Genomic DNA, 15,673 nt, shown 5'->3' with positions numbered 1-15,673 from the left:
TGCCACCGTCGGGGCACTTTTTGCCGCTCGCACTAGTCTTAGCGTGGATCGCTGTGACGCAAGTCACCGCACCTGTCTACGTTATCCATGTGCGAGACTCACGCAGGAATCCAGCGCAATATGAATGTCCTGATCGTTGATGACGAACCCCAAGCCCGCGACCGACTGAGCCGTCTGGTCGGTGAGCTCGAGGGTTATACAGTCCTAGAACCGAGCGCCACCAGCGGTGAGGAAGCGTTGACGCTGATCGACAGCCTCAAGCCGGATGTACTGCTGCTCGATATCCGCATGCCGGGCCTGGATGGTCTGCAGGTTGCCGCCCGCCTGAGTGAACGCGAATCACCGCCGGCCGTGGTGCTGTGTGCGGCCCAGGAAGAGTTTCCCGCGCAGACGCTGGAAGACAGCGGTGTGAGTTTCGTGACTAAACCGGTGACGGCCGAAGCGCTGCTCAAGGCCCTGAAAAAGGCCGAGCGCCCCAGCCGCGCCCAGCTCGCCGCCTTGACCCAGCCTGCCGCCCAAAGTGGCAACGGCCCCCGCAGTCATATCAGTGCGCGTACCCGCAAGGGCATCGAGTTGATTCCCCTGAATCAAGTGGTGTACTTCATTGCCGACCACAAGTACGTGACCTTGCGTCACGAAGCGGGAGAAGTCTTGCTCGACGAGCCGCTCAAGGCCCTGGAAGATGAGTTCGGCGACCGCTTCGTGCGGATCCACCGCAATGCACTGGTGGCCAGAGAGCGTATCGAACGCCTGCAACGCACGCCATTGGGGCACTTCCAGTTGTTCCTCAAAGGGCTCAATGGCGATGCCTTGATCGTCAGTCGACGGCATGTCGCCGGCGTACGCAAGATGATGCAGCAGCTTTAGCTCGAGGGCTGTGGCGCAATTTGCATTCCTTATCCCGGTGCGACGAGGCCAGGGAGGCCCCGCACTTGCTGATTCAAATCAAGGCGTATTTGCCTGAGCTGTTATTATCTGCCGTATCTATTCAGTACGGATTGATTCATGTCCTCTCGCGAAATCCGCATCGCCACCCGTAAAAGCGCCTTGGCCCTATGGCAGGCCGAATACGTCAAAGCACGCCTGGAGCTTGCCCATCCGGGCCTCAAGGTGTCCCTGGTGCCCATGGTCAGTCGTGGCGACAAGCTGCTCGACTCACCGCTGTCGAAGATCGGCGGCAAGGGCTTGTTCGTCAAGGAGCTGGAAACCGCGCTGCTGGAGAACGAAGCCGACATCGCCGTGCATTCGATGAAAGACGTGCCGATGGACTTCCCTGAAGGCTTGGGCCTGTTCTGCATCTGCGAGCGCGAAGACCCGCGCGATGCCTTCGTTTCCAATAACTACGCATCGCTGGATGACCTCCCTTTGGGCAGCATCGTCGGCACGTCGAGCCTGCGACGCCAGGCTCAGCTGCTGACCCGCCGCCCCGACCTGCAGATCCGCTTTCTGCGCGGAAACGTCAACACCCGCCTGGCCAAGCTGGACAGCGGTGAATATGACGCCATCATCCTCGCCGCCGCCGGTTTGATCCGTCTCGGTTTCGAGGACCGCATCACTTCGGCCATCAGTGTCGAAGACAGCCTGCCAGCGGGTGGGCAGGGCGCAGTGGGCATTGAGTGCCGCAGCGCGGACAGCGAAATTCACGCGCTTCTCAAGCCTCTGGATCACTACGACACTGAAGTGCGCGTTACGGCCGAGCGTGCCCTGAACAAGCACCTCAATGGCGGCTGCCAGGTGCCGATTGCCTGCTACGCGGTGCTCGAAGGCGATAACCTGTGGCTGCGTGGCCTGGTGGGCGACCCCGACGGCGGCACGTTGCTGACCGCCGAGGTGCGTGGTCCGCAACGCGATGCGACGGCACTGGGGGTCCAGGTGGCTGAAGAGCTGCTGGCCAAGGGCGCCGGCGCCATCCTGCAAAAAGTCTATGGCGAGGCCGGGCCGCAGTGATCGGCTGGCGCTTGCTGCTGACGCGGCCCGCCGAGGAATCGGTGGCGCTGGCGGCGGCGTTATCCGACGTCGGGATCTACAGCAGCAGCCTGCCTTTGCTGGACATCGAGCCGCTGCCTGTCAGCCCGGAACGGCAGGCGGTACTTCGTGATCTGGGCCGTTACTGCGCGGTAATCGTGGTCAGCAAGCCGGCCGCGCGCCTGGCCTTGCAACACCTGGACAGGCAATGGCCTCAGGTGCAGTGGTTCAGTGTCGGCGCGGCCACCGCGCAGGTGTTGGCCGAGCGTGGCTACAGGGTTGATTACCCGCAAACCGGCGACGACAGCGAGGCTTTGCTGCAACTGCCGGCGTTGCGCGAGGCGATTGCTCGCCCCGATGCGCGAGTGCTGATCGTGCGGGGTGAGGGCGGTCGCGAGTTGCTGGCGCAACAGTTGCGCGCCAGAGGTGTTAGTGTCGATTATCTGGAGTTGTACCGGCGGCTCCTGCCTGAGTACGACGTCGGTGAACTGACGCGGCGCATCCAGTTGGAACGCTTGAACGGCGTGGTGGTCAGCAGTGGGCAGGGTTTTTTGCATCTGCAAGCCCTGGCCGGTGCCGATTGGCCACAGGTGGCACAACTGCCATTGTTCGTACCCAGCCCGCGAGTCCAGCAGATGGCGCAGGCTGCCGGCGCAGAAAAAGTTGTGGATTGTCGCGGCGCGAGCGCTGCGGCGTTGTTAGTGGCGTTACGCGGCATTGTCTTATAAAAAGATCCCGCCCCACTCTCTGATACGCAAAGGACGGATACGTGAGCGAAACAGCCTTGCCTAAAGATGAAGCTCAACCCGCACTTCAAGCGCCGGTCGAGTCAACGGTCACCGCGCCGCGCCGTGGCAATGGCCTGGCAGTCGTCGCCTTGCTGCTCGGCGTTGCCGGGGTGGCAGCCGGCGGTTGGGGCATCTGGCAGGTCCGTGCCCTGCAAGCCAGCGGCCAGCAGCAGACCGGTCAGGTGCAGGCCCTGGACGACCAATCCCAGTCCCTCAAGCAGAACCAGCAGCAACTGGCCGCGCGTCTGGCCCAGTTGCCAGCTGCGGACGAGCTGGAAGAGCGCCGTCGCCTGGTGACGCAGTTGCAGGCCGATCAACAACACTTGAGCCAGCGGCTGGAGACCGTGCTGGGTGCCAGTCGTCAGGACTGGCGCCTGGCCGAGGCCGAGCACTTGATCCGCCTGGCGAGCCTGCGTCTGTCGGCGTTACAGGACATCAACAGCGCCCTGGCGCTGGTGCAGGGCGCCGACGAGATTCTTCGCGAGCAAAGCGACCCAGGTGCGTACGCCGCGCGTGAGCAATTGGCCAAGAGCCTGGTGGCGCTGCGCAGTACCGAACAACCGGATCGCACCGGGCTTTACCTGCAATTGGCCGCCCTGCGCGACCAAGTGGTGCAGCTGGCGGCGATTGCGCCGGAGTATCAGTTGACCGAGCCTTCCAGCGATGGGCGGCCGACCACTGACACACAAAGCCGTTGGAGCGAATGGTGGGAGCAGATTTCCCGCTACTTCCGTATCGATTTCAACCCGGACGACAACATTCGTCCGCTGCTCGCCGGGCAAGGCTTGAACCAGGTTCGCCTGGCCTTGAGTCTGGCTCTTGAGCAAGCACAATGGGCTGCGCTCAATGGCGAGTCGGCGGTGTACAGTCGCTCGCTCGCAGAAGCGCGCAGTGTGCTGCAGGACAACTTCAATCAGGATAATCCCCAGAGCAAAGCGATGCTGGCGCGTATTGCCGAGCTTGAGCCTAAAGCCGTTTCGGTGGTGACGCCCGATCTGGCCGCCAGCCTGGCGGCCGTGCAGGCGTATCTTGATCGTCGTCACTTGTCCGCCGATGAAGCCAAGGCGGCTGCCAAGCCGGCGACCCAGGAGTAGAGCCGATGAAGCGTTTCTATGTGATCCTGGTGCTGGCGATTGCCATCGCCCTGGCGCTGGCCGTGGGCATTTCGAAACACACCGGCTACGTGCTGATTACCTACCCCCATGTGTTGCATTACGAGTCGAGCCTTTGGGCGACCCTGATCGCGGTATGTGGCATCGCCCTGGCAATCTATCTGATCCGCGTGGCGCTGAGCCTGGTCACCACGTCGAGCGGTGTGGTCAACCCCTGGTCGCGGCGTAACCGCAGCCGTCGTGTGCAGATTGCTATCGAGCAGGGCCAGATGGACCTCGCCGAGGGACGTTGGGCCAGCGCTGAACGCCATTTGCATCGGGCTGCCGAAGCTGAGCGCCAACCGTTGCTCTACTATCTCGGCGCCGCGCGTGCGGCCAACGAGCAGGGGCGCTACGAAGAGGCCGACGGCTTGCTCGAGCGGGCCCTTGAGCGTCAGCCCCAGGCTGAATTGGCGGTCGCCTTGAGCCACGCCCAACTGCAACTGGACCGTGGCGACACGGACGGGGCCCTGGTCACCCTGCAGGCGATGCATGAGCGCCACCCGCATAACGCGCAACTCCTGCGCCAATTGCAGCGCTTGCATCAGCAGCGTGGCGACTGGTCCTCAGTGATCCGGCTGCTGCCGGAACTGCGTAAGGACAAGGTGTTACCCGCCGCTGAACTGGCCGAATTGGAACGTCGCGCATGGGGTGAGAACCTGAGCCTGGCTGCTCAGCGCGAAGAGCAGGGCGAGGCGGGGTTGCAGTCGCTGGAGCGCGCCTGGCAACAACTCACCTCCGCCCAGCGCCAGGAACCACAGTTGGTGCTGGCCTATGCCGAACAGTTGCGCCAGTTGGGCGCAGACGCCAAGGCCGAGGAGGCCCTGCGCGCAGCGATCAAACGCGACTACAACAGCCACCTGATGCGACTGTACGGCCTTCTGCGCGGCAGTGACTCGGCGCGGCAGTTGAAGTTTGCCGAAGGCCGGCTCAAGGAGCATCCAGGCGACGCCAGCCTGCTGCTGACCTTGGGTCGCTTGTGTCTGCAGAACAGCTTTTGGGGCAAGGCGCGCGACTACCTCGAACGCAGCCTGCAGGTGCAGCGCAACCCCGAGGCCTGCGCCGAACTGGCACGCCTGTTGGCGCAACTGGGGGATACCGAGCGCAGCAACCAACTGTTCCAGGAAGGCCTGGGCTTGCTGGATAGCCGTCTGCTGGCGTCCCCCTTGCCAGTTCCCGCGCGAGTTTGATGTAGGAACAGAGCCGAGGGCTGCCTCAGATGCGTCTGAGCGTCAGCCCTTTCTGGGAGGTCAAAACTCGGCCGGGCGTTGCTGGCGGCAGCCTCCTACACACAGTGGCTTAAAGTCTTCCAGGTTCTGGCGGGATCTCCTTAAGCGCTCACGGAATCGGCTGATCTGTCGCGTATTGAAAGGAGTCAGGCCTTTCCTCTACCGTAGCCACCTGTCTTTCGCGATGCGGATAAAGCATGTCTTTGGCCCCTTCACGTTCCTTGTTTTTTCTGGCGTTCATGGCGGGTACGCTGACGTTGGGCGCTTCCTATTACCTCGAATTCGGAGCCTCGCTGCGCCCGTGTTTTCTGTGCCAAATGCAGCGCGTATTTCTAGCGGCGTTCACGTTGGTCAATCTGGTGGCCGCGCTCCATAACCCCAGGCGTCCCATCATCTACGTGTACGGCGTGGCGAGCATGGGCTGTGCATTACTGGGGGCGGCCACCGCCGTGCGCCAGGTCTTGCTGCAAAACTCCGCACCTGGGCAGGCCGCCAATTGTTGGCCGAACGCCAGCCACATGCTCGAAGATATTTCGTGGTGGCAGGCGCTGCAGCTGGCGGTCAAAGGCACCGTCGACTGCATGGAAATCAGCTGGACGCTGTTTGATTTGAGCCTCCCTGAGTGGAGCCTGCTGTTTTTCGTGGGAATGCTGATCCTGGGCATCATGCAGTTTTCACGGCTGCTGCTCAGGCGAGGCCTGCACCCTGCGAGGCATTAAAACCCGGCGGTGGTTTGTAGGACGGGATTAAACACTTGTATGAACTTTCTGTCCTGCGTACCTTGAAGCCACAGTCGTGCGGGCATAATCTGGCCCGCACGCGTTATTCAAACCGGTTGTCAGATGCAGCCTTGTTTCGCCCCCGCTTCCTTGAAGAGCGCGGGCATCAGGCGGCAGCGCCCCCTATTAGGGAAGAGAGATCATCATGTTGGAACGTTGCAAGAATGCTCGGGAACGCTGGGGTGGGGTGCACAAGCTGATCGACAGCTGGTTGAAGGCACGCCATGAACTGATTCGGGCTTTCGATGCGCTAGGTGCCGAGCCCGAGGCGTTGGCCGAGAAGCGCGAACCGTTGCAGGATTTCTGCGTTGTACTGGTGGATTACGTGTCGGCTGGGCATTTGAGCATTTACACCCAACTCACCAAAGAGGCCGAAGCGTTCGATGACCAGCGTGGCCTGGATTTCGCAAAGACCCTTTACCCGCGTATCGATGTGATTACCCAGATGTTGCTGACGTTTACCGAACTCTGTGATCAAGGCAAATGCGTCGCTGAAAAATTCAAAGAATTGGGTGCGCTGCTTCACGAGCGCTTCGAGCTGGAAGACTGCCTGATCGAAGTGCTGCACAACGCGCACAAGGAACAAACCGTCGCCCAGGCCTGACCTGGGGGATGCGATAAAAACGGTGCGCGGGTCGCACCGTTTTTTTTTGGCTTCAGGAACGCGTACCCAGCAGTTCGATCTCGAAAACCAGTGGCGTATAAGGCGGGATCAACTCGCCGGCACCGTCGGCGCCGTACGCCTGGGCCGATGGAATCACCAGGCGCCATTTCGCGCCCACCGGCATCTGTCGCAACGCGCTGCTCCAGCCGTTGATCACACTGTCCAGGCGAAACCACTGTGGTTGGTTGCTCTTGTCGAAGACTGTTCCATCGGGCAGTTGGCCGACGTATTTCACTTGAACCTGACTATTGGCCGACGGCGTGTTGCCCGTGCCGGGCGTGAGTTCGGTGAGCAGGATTCCATCCGCTAATTCACGAACGCCTTTTGAGGCTTTTTCCTTGGCGAGGAATTGTTGCTCGGCGGCCAATGCCTTTTCGCTTTGGGGGATCTGGGCAGCGGCTTCGATCTGCGCCTCGTGCTGCGCCAGGATCTGCTCGATGCGTGCAGCGTCCAGCGCCAGTGGCTTGCCTTGATAGGCCTGCTGGAGGCCGTCGATCAGGGCTTGTATCTGCAGGTCGGGAACCTCCTGACGCAGGCGTTCGCCGAGGCTGGCACCCACGCTGTAGGCGAGGTCGTGCCGATCCTGGTCGTTGGTCTTGGACGGCGATGATTCGCTCGCACCGGCCACTGGGATCGCCAGGCCAAGCACAAGAAAAAGGTAGCGCAACATGGGCATCCTCCAGCCGAAAGTGCGACGGATTATGCCAGTGTGGAAAGGTAAAAAGTGCTGGGTATTTTCGTCATCCCAATAAGAATTTTCGTACGGTGCAACGCAAGGCTATCGATACTGTCAACATGCGCTAGCGGCGGTAAGAGCAGAGGGCTAGTATGAGCCGCACCCACGTCAGCCAGGAGGTAAACCATGTCGGCCAAACAGAAGCCTGTTAATACCCCGTTGCACTTACTCCAACAACTCTCGGGCAGCTTGCTCGAACATCTGGAAAGCGCATGTTCCCAAGCGTTGGCTGATGCAGAAAAACTGCTCGCCAAGCTGGAGAAACAACGTGGTAAGGCGCAAGAAAAGCTGCACAAATCCCGTACCAAATTGCAAGATGCCGCCACTGCCGGCAAAGCCAAGGCACAAGCCAAGGCCAAAGACGCCGTCAAAGAACTTGAGGACCTGCTGGACGCCCTCAAGGATCGCCAGGCCGAAACCCGTGCCTACATTTCCCAACTGAAAAAAGATGCTCAGGAAAGCTTGAAGCTGGCCCAGGGCGTTGGTCGTGTGAAAGAAGCAGTGGCTAAGGCGTTGGGTGCTCGTACCCCCGTGAAAGCTGTTGCAGCAAGCACCGCTAAAAAGCCATCGGCCAAACCAACCGCCAAGCCTGCAGCCAAAACCGCTGCCGCTAAACCAGCAGCCAAGCCTGCAGCTAAAACCGCTGCCGCTAAACCAGCAGCCAAGCCTGCAGCCAAAACCGTTGCCGCTAAACCAGCAGCCAAGCCTGCAGCCAAAACCGTTGCCGCTAAACCAGCAGCCAAGCCTGCAGCTAAAACCGCTGTCGCTAAACCAGCAGCCAAGCCAGCAGCCAAAACCGTTGCCGCTAAACCAGCAGCCAAGCCTGCAGCCAAAACCGCTGCCGCTAAACCAGCAGCCAAGCCTGCAGCCAAAACCGTTGCCGCTAAACCAGCAGCCAGGCCAGCAGCCAAAACCGCTGCCGCTAAACCAGCAGCCAAGCCAGCAGCTAAAACCGCTGCCGCTAAACCGGCTGCCAAGCCTGCGGCTAAAACGACTGCCGTCAAGCCAGCAGCCAAGCCAACGGCTAAACCCGCTGCCGCCAAACCGGCCGCTGCAAAGCCTTCGCCGGCCAAGCCCGCTACTCCAGCAGCGACCCCGGCAGCATCCACCGCTGCAACCGCACCGGCCAGCAGCACCCCTGCATCGGCGACGCCAACCGCTGCCCCAACCAGCGCCTCTTAAGTGCCGGTGGCCGCGACGCGCAGCTGCTGCAGCGCGTCGTGGTCAAGGTTGGCGGCATCCTCAGCCGCCAGTCTTTCCAGCCAGTGCTGTTGATCTGCCCGCTCGCCAGATGACCATGTTTCGATCAACTCTTCGAGACGCATCAACAACTGCCGTTCGGCCTCCAACTCCATCGACTTGATCCGTTCCCGTAAGGCAGCCAACGGCTTGTCCTGCTGCGCGTTCGTTCGCCATTGCACACGCAACTGGCGTAACGGCTCGATCACCTGCGTCTGCCAAGGGCCGGCAATTTGCCTGAGCGCCTGCAATCGCTCGGCGGTCGGGATAATGCCGCGTTGTTCCAGCCATGCGCCGCAGAGCACCAGGCACACGTCCGCCCCTTGCGCCTGAAGGCGCAGGCAGGCGGCTTCTATGCCCGGGCGGGCATACATCGAAAGAGCAAAGCTCCACAGGTCAGCGCACATAGTCACACCCAAGCCAGCGGCGAACGAAGCTGGTAGACTCCGCCGCCATTATGATCCGACTTCAAAGCCTAACATTACAGCGTGGCCCGCAACGTCTTCTCGAAGACGCCGAGCTGACCCTGCACGCCGGTCACAAAGCCGGCCTGATCGGTGCCAATGGCGCCGGCAAATCCACGTTGTTCGCGCTGTTGCTGGGCGAGCTGACTCCGGACTCCGGCGACTGTCTGCTGCCGGCCGACTGGCGCATCGCTCATATGCGCCAGGAGATCGACACCCTGGACCGTATCGCGATCGACTACGTGCTCGATGGCGACCTGCGCCTGCGCCAGGTGCAGCACGACCTGGCCGAAGCCGAAAAAGCTCAGGACGGCGCCGCCCAGGCGCGCCTGCACTCGGAGCTGGACAGCGCCGATGGCTACACTGCCGACGCTCGTGCCCGCAAGATGCTCGCCGGTCTGGGATTTACCAACGAACAGATGGACCGCCCGGTCGCCGACTTCTCCGGCGGCTGGCGCATGCGCCTGAACCTGGCCCAGGCGCTGATGTGCCCCTCGGACCTGTTGCTGCTCGACGAACCGACCAACCACCTGGACCTCGATGCGATCCTGTGGCTGGAAGATTTCCTCAAGAGCTACCAGGGCACCTTGCTGCTGATTTCCCACGACCGGGACTTCCTTGACGCGGTGGTCGATAACATCGCCCATGTCGAACAGAAGAAAATCACCCTGTACCGCGGCGGCTACACTGCGTTCGAACGTGCACGTGCCGAACGCCTGGCCCAGCAGCAACAGGCCTACGAGAAACAGCAGGCGCAACGCGCGCACATGGAAAGCTACATCGCTCGGTTCAAGGCCCAGGCCACCAAGGCCCGTCAGGCCCAGAGCCGGATCAAGGCGCTGGAGCGCATGGAAGAGCTGTCGGCGGCCCACGTCGATTCGCCGTTCGACTTCGTGTTCCGCGAGTCGGTGAAAATCTCCAGTCCATTGCTGGATCTTTCTGACGCGCGCCTGGGCTATGGCGATAAAACCATCCTGGAGAAGGTCAAGCTGCAACTCACGCCGGGTGCGCGGATCGGTTTGCTCGGCCCTAACGGCGCGGGCAAGTCGACATTGATCAAGAACCTGTCAGGTGAACTGGAGCCTTTGGCCGGCCGCCTGACCCGTGGCGAAAACACCGTGGTGGGTTACTTCGCCCAGCATCAGTTGGACTCCCTGGACGCCAAGGCCAGCCCGTTGCTGCACCTGCAGCGCCTGGCACCGACCGAGCGCGAGCAGACCCTGCGCGACTTCCTGGGTGGCTTCGACTTCCGTGGCGCGCGCATCGATGAGCCGGTGCTGAATTTCTCCGGCGGCGAAAAAGCCCGTCTGGCCCTGGCCCTGATCGCCTGGGATCGCCCGAACCTGCTGCTGCTCGACGAGCCGACCAACCACCTGGACCTGGAAATGCGCCTGGCGCTGACCATGGCTTTGCAGGAGTTCAGCGGTGCGGTGTTGGTGGTCTCCCACGACCGCCATTTGCTCAAGAGCACCACGGATAATTTCCTGCTGGTGGCCGATGGCAAAGTCGAAGAGTTCGATGGCGACCTCGACGACTACGCCCGCTGGCTCACCGATTACCGCCTGCGTAATGCGCCGGCCAGCAACACGCCGGTCAACCCGGACAAGACCGACAAAAAGGCCCAGCGCCAGGCCGCCGCTGCGTTGCGCCAGCAATTGGCGCCGCACAAGCGCGAAGCCGATAAGTTGGAGGCCGAGCTGGGCAAGGTGCACGAGCGGTTGGCCAAAATCGAAGCCAGCCTCGGTGACAGTGCCGTGTACGAAGCCGCACGCAAAGACGAACTGCGCGACCTGCTGGCCGAACAGGCCAAGCTCAAGGTGCGCGAAGGGCAATTGGAGGAAGCCTGGATGGAAGCCCTCGAACTGCTTGAAACCCTGCAGGCGGAGCTGGAGGCGCTGTCCTGATGGAGGCATTGCAACTGCCGGCAGAGTGGGTCGAGCCTGTGTGGATTGGCGCGCAGATCCTGTTGATCCTGCTGGCCGGTTACCTGGCGCAGCGCTTTGTGGGCAAGGGCCTCACGCGCCTAGGCGAGCGCTACCCATTCCCGCCGCAACTGCTGATGCCGCTGCGGGGCGGCCTGCGCTGGCTGATCATGGGCAGCGCGCTGATCTTCGTGCTCGGCCGCCTCGGTGTGTCCGCCACGGTGTTGTGGACCGCGTTGTCGGGGTTTGTGGCGGTCGCCGCCGTGGCGTTTTTTGCCATGTGGTCGGTGTTGTCCAACCTGCTCTGCGCGATTCTGATCTTTACGGTCGGACCGTTTCGTCTGGGTGACATTGTGGAATTGGTGGATACCGTCGACAAACCGGGCGTCAAGGGGCGGGTAGTGGCAATCAATCTGCTCTATACCACGCTGGTCGAAGTGGAGGCCGCAGGCACCGACAGCGCGATCGTGCAGGTGCCTAACAGTCTATTCTTCCAGCGCTCGGTGCGACGTTGGCCGGGCACCCATGTGTTCCCGGGCGACCGCTAGCGTTCATATCGAGTAAAAATTGATAGCCAGCCGTTGGTCGCTGGCGTTAGCTTTAGGCACAACCGCTAACTCTCTGCGAGGTGTGTCATGGCACTCGATACGTGGCTGGCCTTTTTCCTGGCCAGTTGGATCATCTCCCTTTCTCCCGGCGCCGGCGCCATCGCCTCGATGTCCAGTGGCCTGCAATACGGCTTTCTGCGCGGCTACTGGAATGCCATCGGCCTGCAACTGGGCCTGGCGATGCAGATTGCCGTGGTCGCGGGCGGGTTGGGTGCCATTCTCGCCGCATCGTCCACCGCGTTCTATGCGATCAAATGGTTCGGTGTGGCGTACCTCGTGTACCTGGCCATCAAGCAATGGCGTGCCTTGCCTCTGGACATGGCCAACGATGCGGCCGTGCGCCCCGTCGGCAAGCCGATGGCGATGATGTTCCGTGGTTTTCTGGTCAATGCCAGCAACCCCAAGGCCTTGGTGTTCATGCTCGCGGTGTTGCCGCAGTTCGTGAACCCGCAGGCGCCGTTGCTGGTTCAATATTTGATCATCGGCGCGACGATGATCAGCGTCGATATGATCGTGATGGCGGGCTACACCGGGCTGGCGTCGAAAGTGTTGCGCCTGTTGCGCACGCCCACGCAGCAAAAACGCGTGAATCGTACGTTTGCCGGGTTGTTCGTGGGAGCGGCGGGGTTTCTGGCCAGCCTGCATCGCGCAACGGCGTAACTGGCCAAACCGAGTCAAGAATGTGGGAGGAGGCTGGCCACTTCCCACATTGTGTTGCCTGGAGGATTAACGGTCAGCGCAGAATCTTCGGCGCTTCGTCCCTTGGCAGATTGCTACGCGGTGTCGGCTGGCCAGGTTCCTGATAGCCACCGCCCAATTGCTCTGCCAACTGCCTGGCCACATCCTCACCCAACGCTTTGGACACTTCCTTCACCACCCGTGGCCGGTTCAAGCTCACGCGGATGTCACGGCTGTTCACCAGTTTAGTGTCCTGGCCTTCGCCCATGGCGGTGAACGCCGACGTGATCTCGTAGGTGCGGGTGTTGATCAGGCTGAAATCCGCCACCAGCGTCAGGCCCAGCACAGCCGAATAACTGTTGGTGTGGTCCAGGGCGTCGATGTCCTGGGTGAAGTCGATATCCGACAAAGTGCCGAACAGCACGTAATCGGCCCCCTTGAAGTGGCCGGCCTTGATGCGCTTGATGACGTCGTAGACGTCACCCTTGGCATCGGCGGTATAGGGCGTGCCCTGCACCAGCTGAAACTGCCGCGACTTGAGGATCTCCCCCTTGATATCACCGCTGAATTTACGCAGCTCGGTCTGCTCGATATAGCTGGTACGGCTTTCGTACTCGCTGTAATTCGAGGCGCCACTGGCGTGGTAGGCGCTGGCCTGAAAGGTGTCGCTGGCCGAGACCTGGTGGATGTACTCCTCGACCCGCGCCTCGTAGGCCAGGTCGGTCACTGCGATCTTCGGCGCGGCCGAGGCGCCAAAGGCGCACAGCAGGCCGATCATGCCGATCCATGCACGCATTGTTCAGCGCTCCGTGGTTTTGCGGATTTCTTTTTCGTCCATCCATTCGGCCACGCCGCTCTCGACGTCGATCAACTGCAGGCTGAATTTGTAGAACACGTCCTTGTAGTCCGAGCTGCGCTTGACGATGGAACTGATGGAGCCTTCCAGACGGTACTGGGCAGCGACCATGTTGCCGGTCTTGCTGACCGTGGACTTCTTGTACAGGCCGCTCTGGTTCTGCAGCTTGAGCTGGTCGACCTGGCTCTGCATGTCGGTATTGTCGCTGGCGAAGCGCGCGGTGCCCGTCTTCATCAGTTGGGTCTTGATCGACGTGGTGATCTCGCGGGTATCGATGTACTCGCTGGTCTTGTTCTTCACGTCGTACACCTGCACCACCGGGCGACCTCGCAGCACGCCGGACTGCGCCAGGGAGCGGGTCATGCTTTCGGCGATCATCTGCAGGTCGGTGGAGCCGAACTCGTTGGTCACGGTTTCCACGGCCTTGGTGTCGCCGTAGTTGATGTGCTTGCTGCCGAGTACCGGCGAGGTATTGGCGCAACCGCTGGCCAGGACGGCGACCACGGCGAGCATCGAGAAGCGTGCAAACATGGGGAAATCTCTCAGAAAGGGTGAGCGGCTCAAGGGGTTTTCACTTCAAGACGAAAGTCCGCCGCCTGGGGCAGGTTGGCGATGGCCGGCAGGAAGGTGGCCTGGTTGGCGTACAGGTTGAGCACTTTCCAGGTCTCTTCGTCGCCTACCGGGAAGCCATCGGCGCCCAGCCAGGCGAAGCGGTAATACATCGTCTGGTTGCTGCTGGTGATGTTGCTCAGTTGCACTTTGGCGGTCAGGAAGCCGTTCTCGCGCGCGACGCGGATAGCGCCGACGGCGATGCCCTTGAACTTGCCCATCACCACGATTTTGCTGGCGGCGCTGCCGGGCGCCGGCGGCGGCGGGGTGGCGCAGCCGACGAGCAGGACCAGCGCCAAAGCGCCGAGGATGAAATGACGCATAGCGTGCTCCTTACGGTTGTTTAAGGGTGGCGATTGCCTGAGGCGTGCTGCTCGGCACGACATGGGCCGCGAGGCCACCGGCAAACACTTGGTTGCCGACCACGCGCAGAGTGATCACCTGATAGCGCTGATCGGCCTTGACCGTCACCAGCGTGCCGCCCAGCGCGTTGGGCAGGCTGACCTGGTGCTCGCCGTGCTTGAGGCGCAGGCGCGTCACTTGGGTCATGTCCGGTAAGGTGCGCCAGGTGCGGGTGTCGGCGCCCTCGGTCACGGCCGAAGCGATGCCCAGTACCAGGCCCGCCATGGGGTTGGTCTTGTTCAGGTTGTTCTGCGCCACGCCACGGCTGACTGCGCGTACGGTGGTGCGCAGGATGATCCCCGGCATGTCGTCGCGCAGGGCGCGGCGGGACATGGCGGTGGTGCTGTTGAGCGCGGTGAGGTTCTGTTGCTGGCCGTCGACACCGATCTGAGCGAAGGTGGCGGTGGAGGTGTCGGCCTTAATCACGGGGAACGACAGCGGGGTGATCACCAGGTTGCCGTTGATGGGGATCGGCAACGGCAGGCGGATCGAGTCGCGGGCCGGCGCCAGGCCGCTCTGAACCACAATCAGCACGTCGGTTTCATTGGCGCCGACCTTGGATTTGTCCAGGTCTCGCAAGGCCTGCTCCAGCAGCGGGGTATTGGGGCGCAGCTCGGCCGCCTTGCGATAGCCGGGCGCGGCCAGGTCTTTTTCGCCCAGGGCTTCGTAGACGAAGCCGGCCAGGTAGTGGCTGAACGCACTCTGGTAGCTGTTTTTCAGGCCGACCACTTCCGGCGCGTTCAGGGCCGCCACCGGGTAGCCATTGAGGTCTTTGAGCTGGGTGGTCACGCCCTGGCGCTCGGCCTCGTCTTCGCGCTTGAGGTATTCCTTGTCGCGCAGATCGGCGATCACGGCTTCGCGCTCGTGGGTTTTCTTGATCTCGGTGCGGGCGCCGTCGAAGTCGTTCACCGCCAGCAGGTTCAAAGCCATCTGGGTGGTCAGCATGACTTTTTCGTAGTCGTAGCCTTCGTAGCGGCGCACTTTGTCGTTGGCCAGGAAGCTACCGAACTGGGCGAGGTACCTGGCGCTGTCGAACTTGACCGACTCTTCCCATTTGTAGACTTGCAGGTCGGCGCTGCGCCAGGCGGTCTGGCTGCCGGTCAGGTCGCCCTTGGCGCGCAGCAGCTCACCTTTTTCGAAGAAATACAGCAGGTCTTTGTCTTCGCCGGTGTTGTTCTTCTCCAGCAGATTCAATGCTGCATCGACGTTGCCGGTGGCCAGTTGCTGGTTAGTGGCTTGCAGCTCGGTGTCGTAGCTGCGCAACATCGAACAGCCGGACAGCAAGGTCACCGCCGCGAGCGCAAGCGGAGTTAAGGCGCGAAATGCCATGCAGATTTCTTCCCTGAAAGTAGTCAGCCAATGTGGTCATTGCGCATAAAAAACGGCAATGACATTCCCTTTCGCACTAACAGGGCGCGGCATTATAGGCGCCATAGCTGGCAAAACAATGGCTTTTTGCTGTGATGTGCTCCACAGAATGCCACTACTGAACACGTAAACCGATGCGCTCAGGTGTTCCAGGTCACGAACGGCTTGAGTCAAATCCCTTATCGTTAAACAATGTGTTACTTCGTATTTCCCTT

The 15,673-nt window shown here is 61.6% G+C and carries 17 protein-coding genes and 1 pseudogene; 12 read left to right on the top strand and 6 right to left on the bottom strand.

Going from position 1 to position 15,673, the window contains the following annotated elements:
- Positions 1-7 precede the first annotated feature (7 nt).
- The 8 genes and pseudogenes from PSH94_RS26230 to rsd all read left to right on the top strand — a co-directional run.
- Positions 8-124, top strand: a pseudogene (locus tag PSH94_RS26230) (sensor histidine kinase); the annotation flags it as partial.
- Positions 121-867, top strand: coding sequence for a LytTR family DNA-binding domain-containing protein (locus PSH94_RS24990; protein ID WP_181076332.1), 747 nt, complete (start codon positions 121-123; stop codon positions 865-867). The pseudogene PSH94_RS26230 and the gene PSH94_RS24990, both read left to right, overlap by 4 nt.
- Positions 868-1,005: 138 nt before the next feature.
- On the top strand, positions 1,006-1,947 hold the full coding sequence (gene hemC, locus PSH94_RS24985; protein WP_181076334.1) for a hydroxymethylbilane synthase: 942 nt from the start codon (positions 1,006-1,008) through the stop codon (positions 1,945-1,947).
- On the top strand, positions 1,944-2,693 hold the full coding sequence (locus PSH94_RS24980) for a uroporphyrinogen-III synthase (protein WP_181076335.1): 750 nt from the start codon (positions 1,944-1,946) through the stop codon (positions 2,691-2,693). The genes hemC and PSH94_RS24980 overlap by 4 nt, the downstream gene beginning before the upstream one ends.
- 41 nt (positions 2,694-2,734) lie before the next feature.
- The gene (locus PSH94_RS24975; RefSeq protein WP_181076337.1) at positions 2,735-3,847 is read left to right on the top strand and encodes a uroporphyrinogen-III C-methyltransferase; all 1,113 of its coding nucleotides are present in this window, start codon (positions 2,735-2,737) and stop codon (positions 3,845-3,847) included.
- 5 nt (positions 3,848-3,852) lie between these two features.
- On the top strand, positions 3,853-5,094 hold the full coding sequence (locus tag PSH94_RS24970; RefSeq protein WP_305435981.1) for a heme biosynthesis protein HemY: 1,242 nt from the start codon (positions 3,853-3,855) through the stop codon (positions 5,092-5,094).
- A gap of 236 nt (positions 5,095-5,330) precedes the next feature.
- Complete coding sequence (locus tag PSH94_RS24965) at positions 5,331-5,852, top strand: disulfide bond formation protein B (RefSeq protein ID WP_181076340.1); 522 nt, start codon at positions 5,331-5,333, stop codon at positions 5,850-5,852.
- A 205-nt stretch (positions 5,853-6,057) separates the two neighbouring features.
- A complete protein-coding gene (gene rsd / locus PSH94_RS24960) occupies positions 6,058-6,516 on the top strand; it encodes a sigma D regulator (RefSeq protein ID WP_305435980.1) in 459 nt (152 codons plus the stop codon).
- A gap of 52 nt (positions 6,517-6,568) precedes the next feature.
- Here the strand turns inward: rsd and PSH94_RS24955 are convergent, their stop codons facing one another.
- A complete protein-coding gene (locus PSH94_RS24955; protein WP_305435979.1) occupies positions 6,569-7,246 on the bottom strand; it encodes an FKBP-type peptidyl-prolyl cis-trans isomerase in 678 nt (225 codons plus the stop codon).
- Between the two features lie 192 nt (positions 7,247-7,438).
- Between PSH94_RS24955 and PSH94_RS24950 the strand changes: the two genes are divergently transcribed.
- Positions 7,439-8,494 (top strand): AlgP family protein, encoded by a 1,056-nt coding sequence (locus PSH94_RS24950; protein ID WP_305435978.1) that lies wholly within the window; start codon positions 7,439-7,441, stop codon positions 8,492-8,494.
- On the opposite strand, the gene PSH94_RS24945 is transcribed toward PSH94_RS24950, so the two are convergent.
- Positions 8,491-8,958 carry a TIGR02444 family protein gene (locus PSH94_RS24945; protein ID WP_305435977.1) on the bottom strand — a complete coding sequence of 156 codons (468 nt, stop codon included), beginning with the start codon at positions 8,956-8,958 and terminating at the stop codon, positions 8,491-8,493. The genes PSH94_RS24950 and PSH94_RS24945 overlap by 4 nt on opposite strands.
- A 50-nt stretch (positions 8,959-9,008) precedes the next feature.
- Here PSH94_RS24945 and PSH94_RS24940 point away from each other — a divergent pair, with 50 nt between their 5' ends.
- From PSH94_RS24940 to PSH94_RS24930, 3 genes are all read left to right on the top strand, one after another.
- Positions 9,009-10,919, top strand: coding sequence for an ATP-binding cassette domain-containing protein (locus tag PSH94_RS24940; protein ID WP_253509766.1), 1,911 nt, complete (start codon positions 9,009-9,011; stop codon positions 10,917-10,919).
- Positions 10,919-11,485: a mechanosensitive ion channel family protein gene (locus PSH94_RS24935; RefSeq protein WP_181076349.1), complete on the top strand. Its 567-nt coding sequence runs from the start codon at positions 10,919-10,921 to the stop codon at positions 11,483-11,485. The genes PSH94_RS24940 and PSH94_RS24935 overlap by 1 nt, the downstream gene beginning before the upstream one ends.
- An 87-nt stretch (positions 11,486-11,572) precedes the next feature.
- Positions 11,573-12,205 carry a LysE family transporter gene (locus PSH94_RS24930; RefSeq protein WP_181076351.1) on the top strand — a complete coding sequence of 211 codons (633 nt, stop codon included), beginning with the start codon at positions 11,573-11,575 and terminating at the stop codon, positions 12,203-12,205.
- 73 nt (positions 12,206-12,278) lie between these two features.
- On the opposite strand, the gene PSH94_RS24925 is transcribed toward PSH94_RS24930, so the two are convergent.
- From PSH94_RS24925 to PSH94_RS24910, 4 genes are read right to left on the bottom strand one after another with little or no spacing between them, the layout of a single operon-like run.
- The gene (locus PSH94_RS24925; RefSeq protein WP_305435976.1) at positions 12,279-13,019 is read right to left on the bottom strand and encodes a penicillin-binding protein activator LpoB; all 741 of its coding nucleotides are present in this window, start codon (positions 13,017-13,019) and stop codon (positions 12,279-12,281) included.
- 3 nt (positions 13,020-13,022) lie between these two features.
- Positions 13,023-13,610: a penicillin-binding protein activator LpoB gene (lpoB, locus tag PSH94_RS24920; protein ID WP_181076353.1), complete on the bottom strand. Its 588-nt coding sequence runs from the start codon at positions 13,608-13,610 to the stop codon at positions 13,023-13,025.
- Positions 13,611-13,639: 29 nt separating this feature from the next.
- Positions 13,640-14,011: a YcfL family protein gene (locus PSH94_RS24915; RefSeq protein ID WP_181076354.1), complete on the bottom strand. Its 372-nt coding sequence runs from the start codon at positions 14,009-14,011 to the stop codon at positions 13,640-13,642.
- Positions 14,012-14,021: 10 nt separating this feature from the next.
- Positions 14,022-15,419: a COG3014 family protein gene (locus tag PSH94_RS24910; protein ID WP_305435975.1), complete on the bottom strand. Its 1,398-nt coding sequence runs from the start codon at positions 15,417-15,419 to the stop codon at positions 14,022-14,024.
- Between the last annotated feature and the right edge of the window lie 254 nt (positions 15,420-15,673).

This window comes from Pseudomonas sp. FP2254 (assembly GCF_030687695.1).
GTDB lineage: Bacteria > Pseudomonadota > Gammaproteobacteria > Pseudomonadales > Pseudomonadaceae > Aquipseudomonas > Aquipseudomonas quebecensis.
This window is presented reverse-complemented; position numbering and strand designations above follow the sequence as displayed.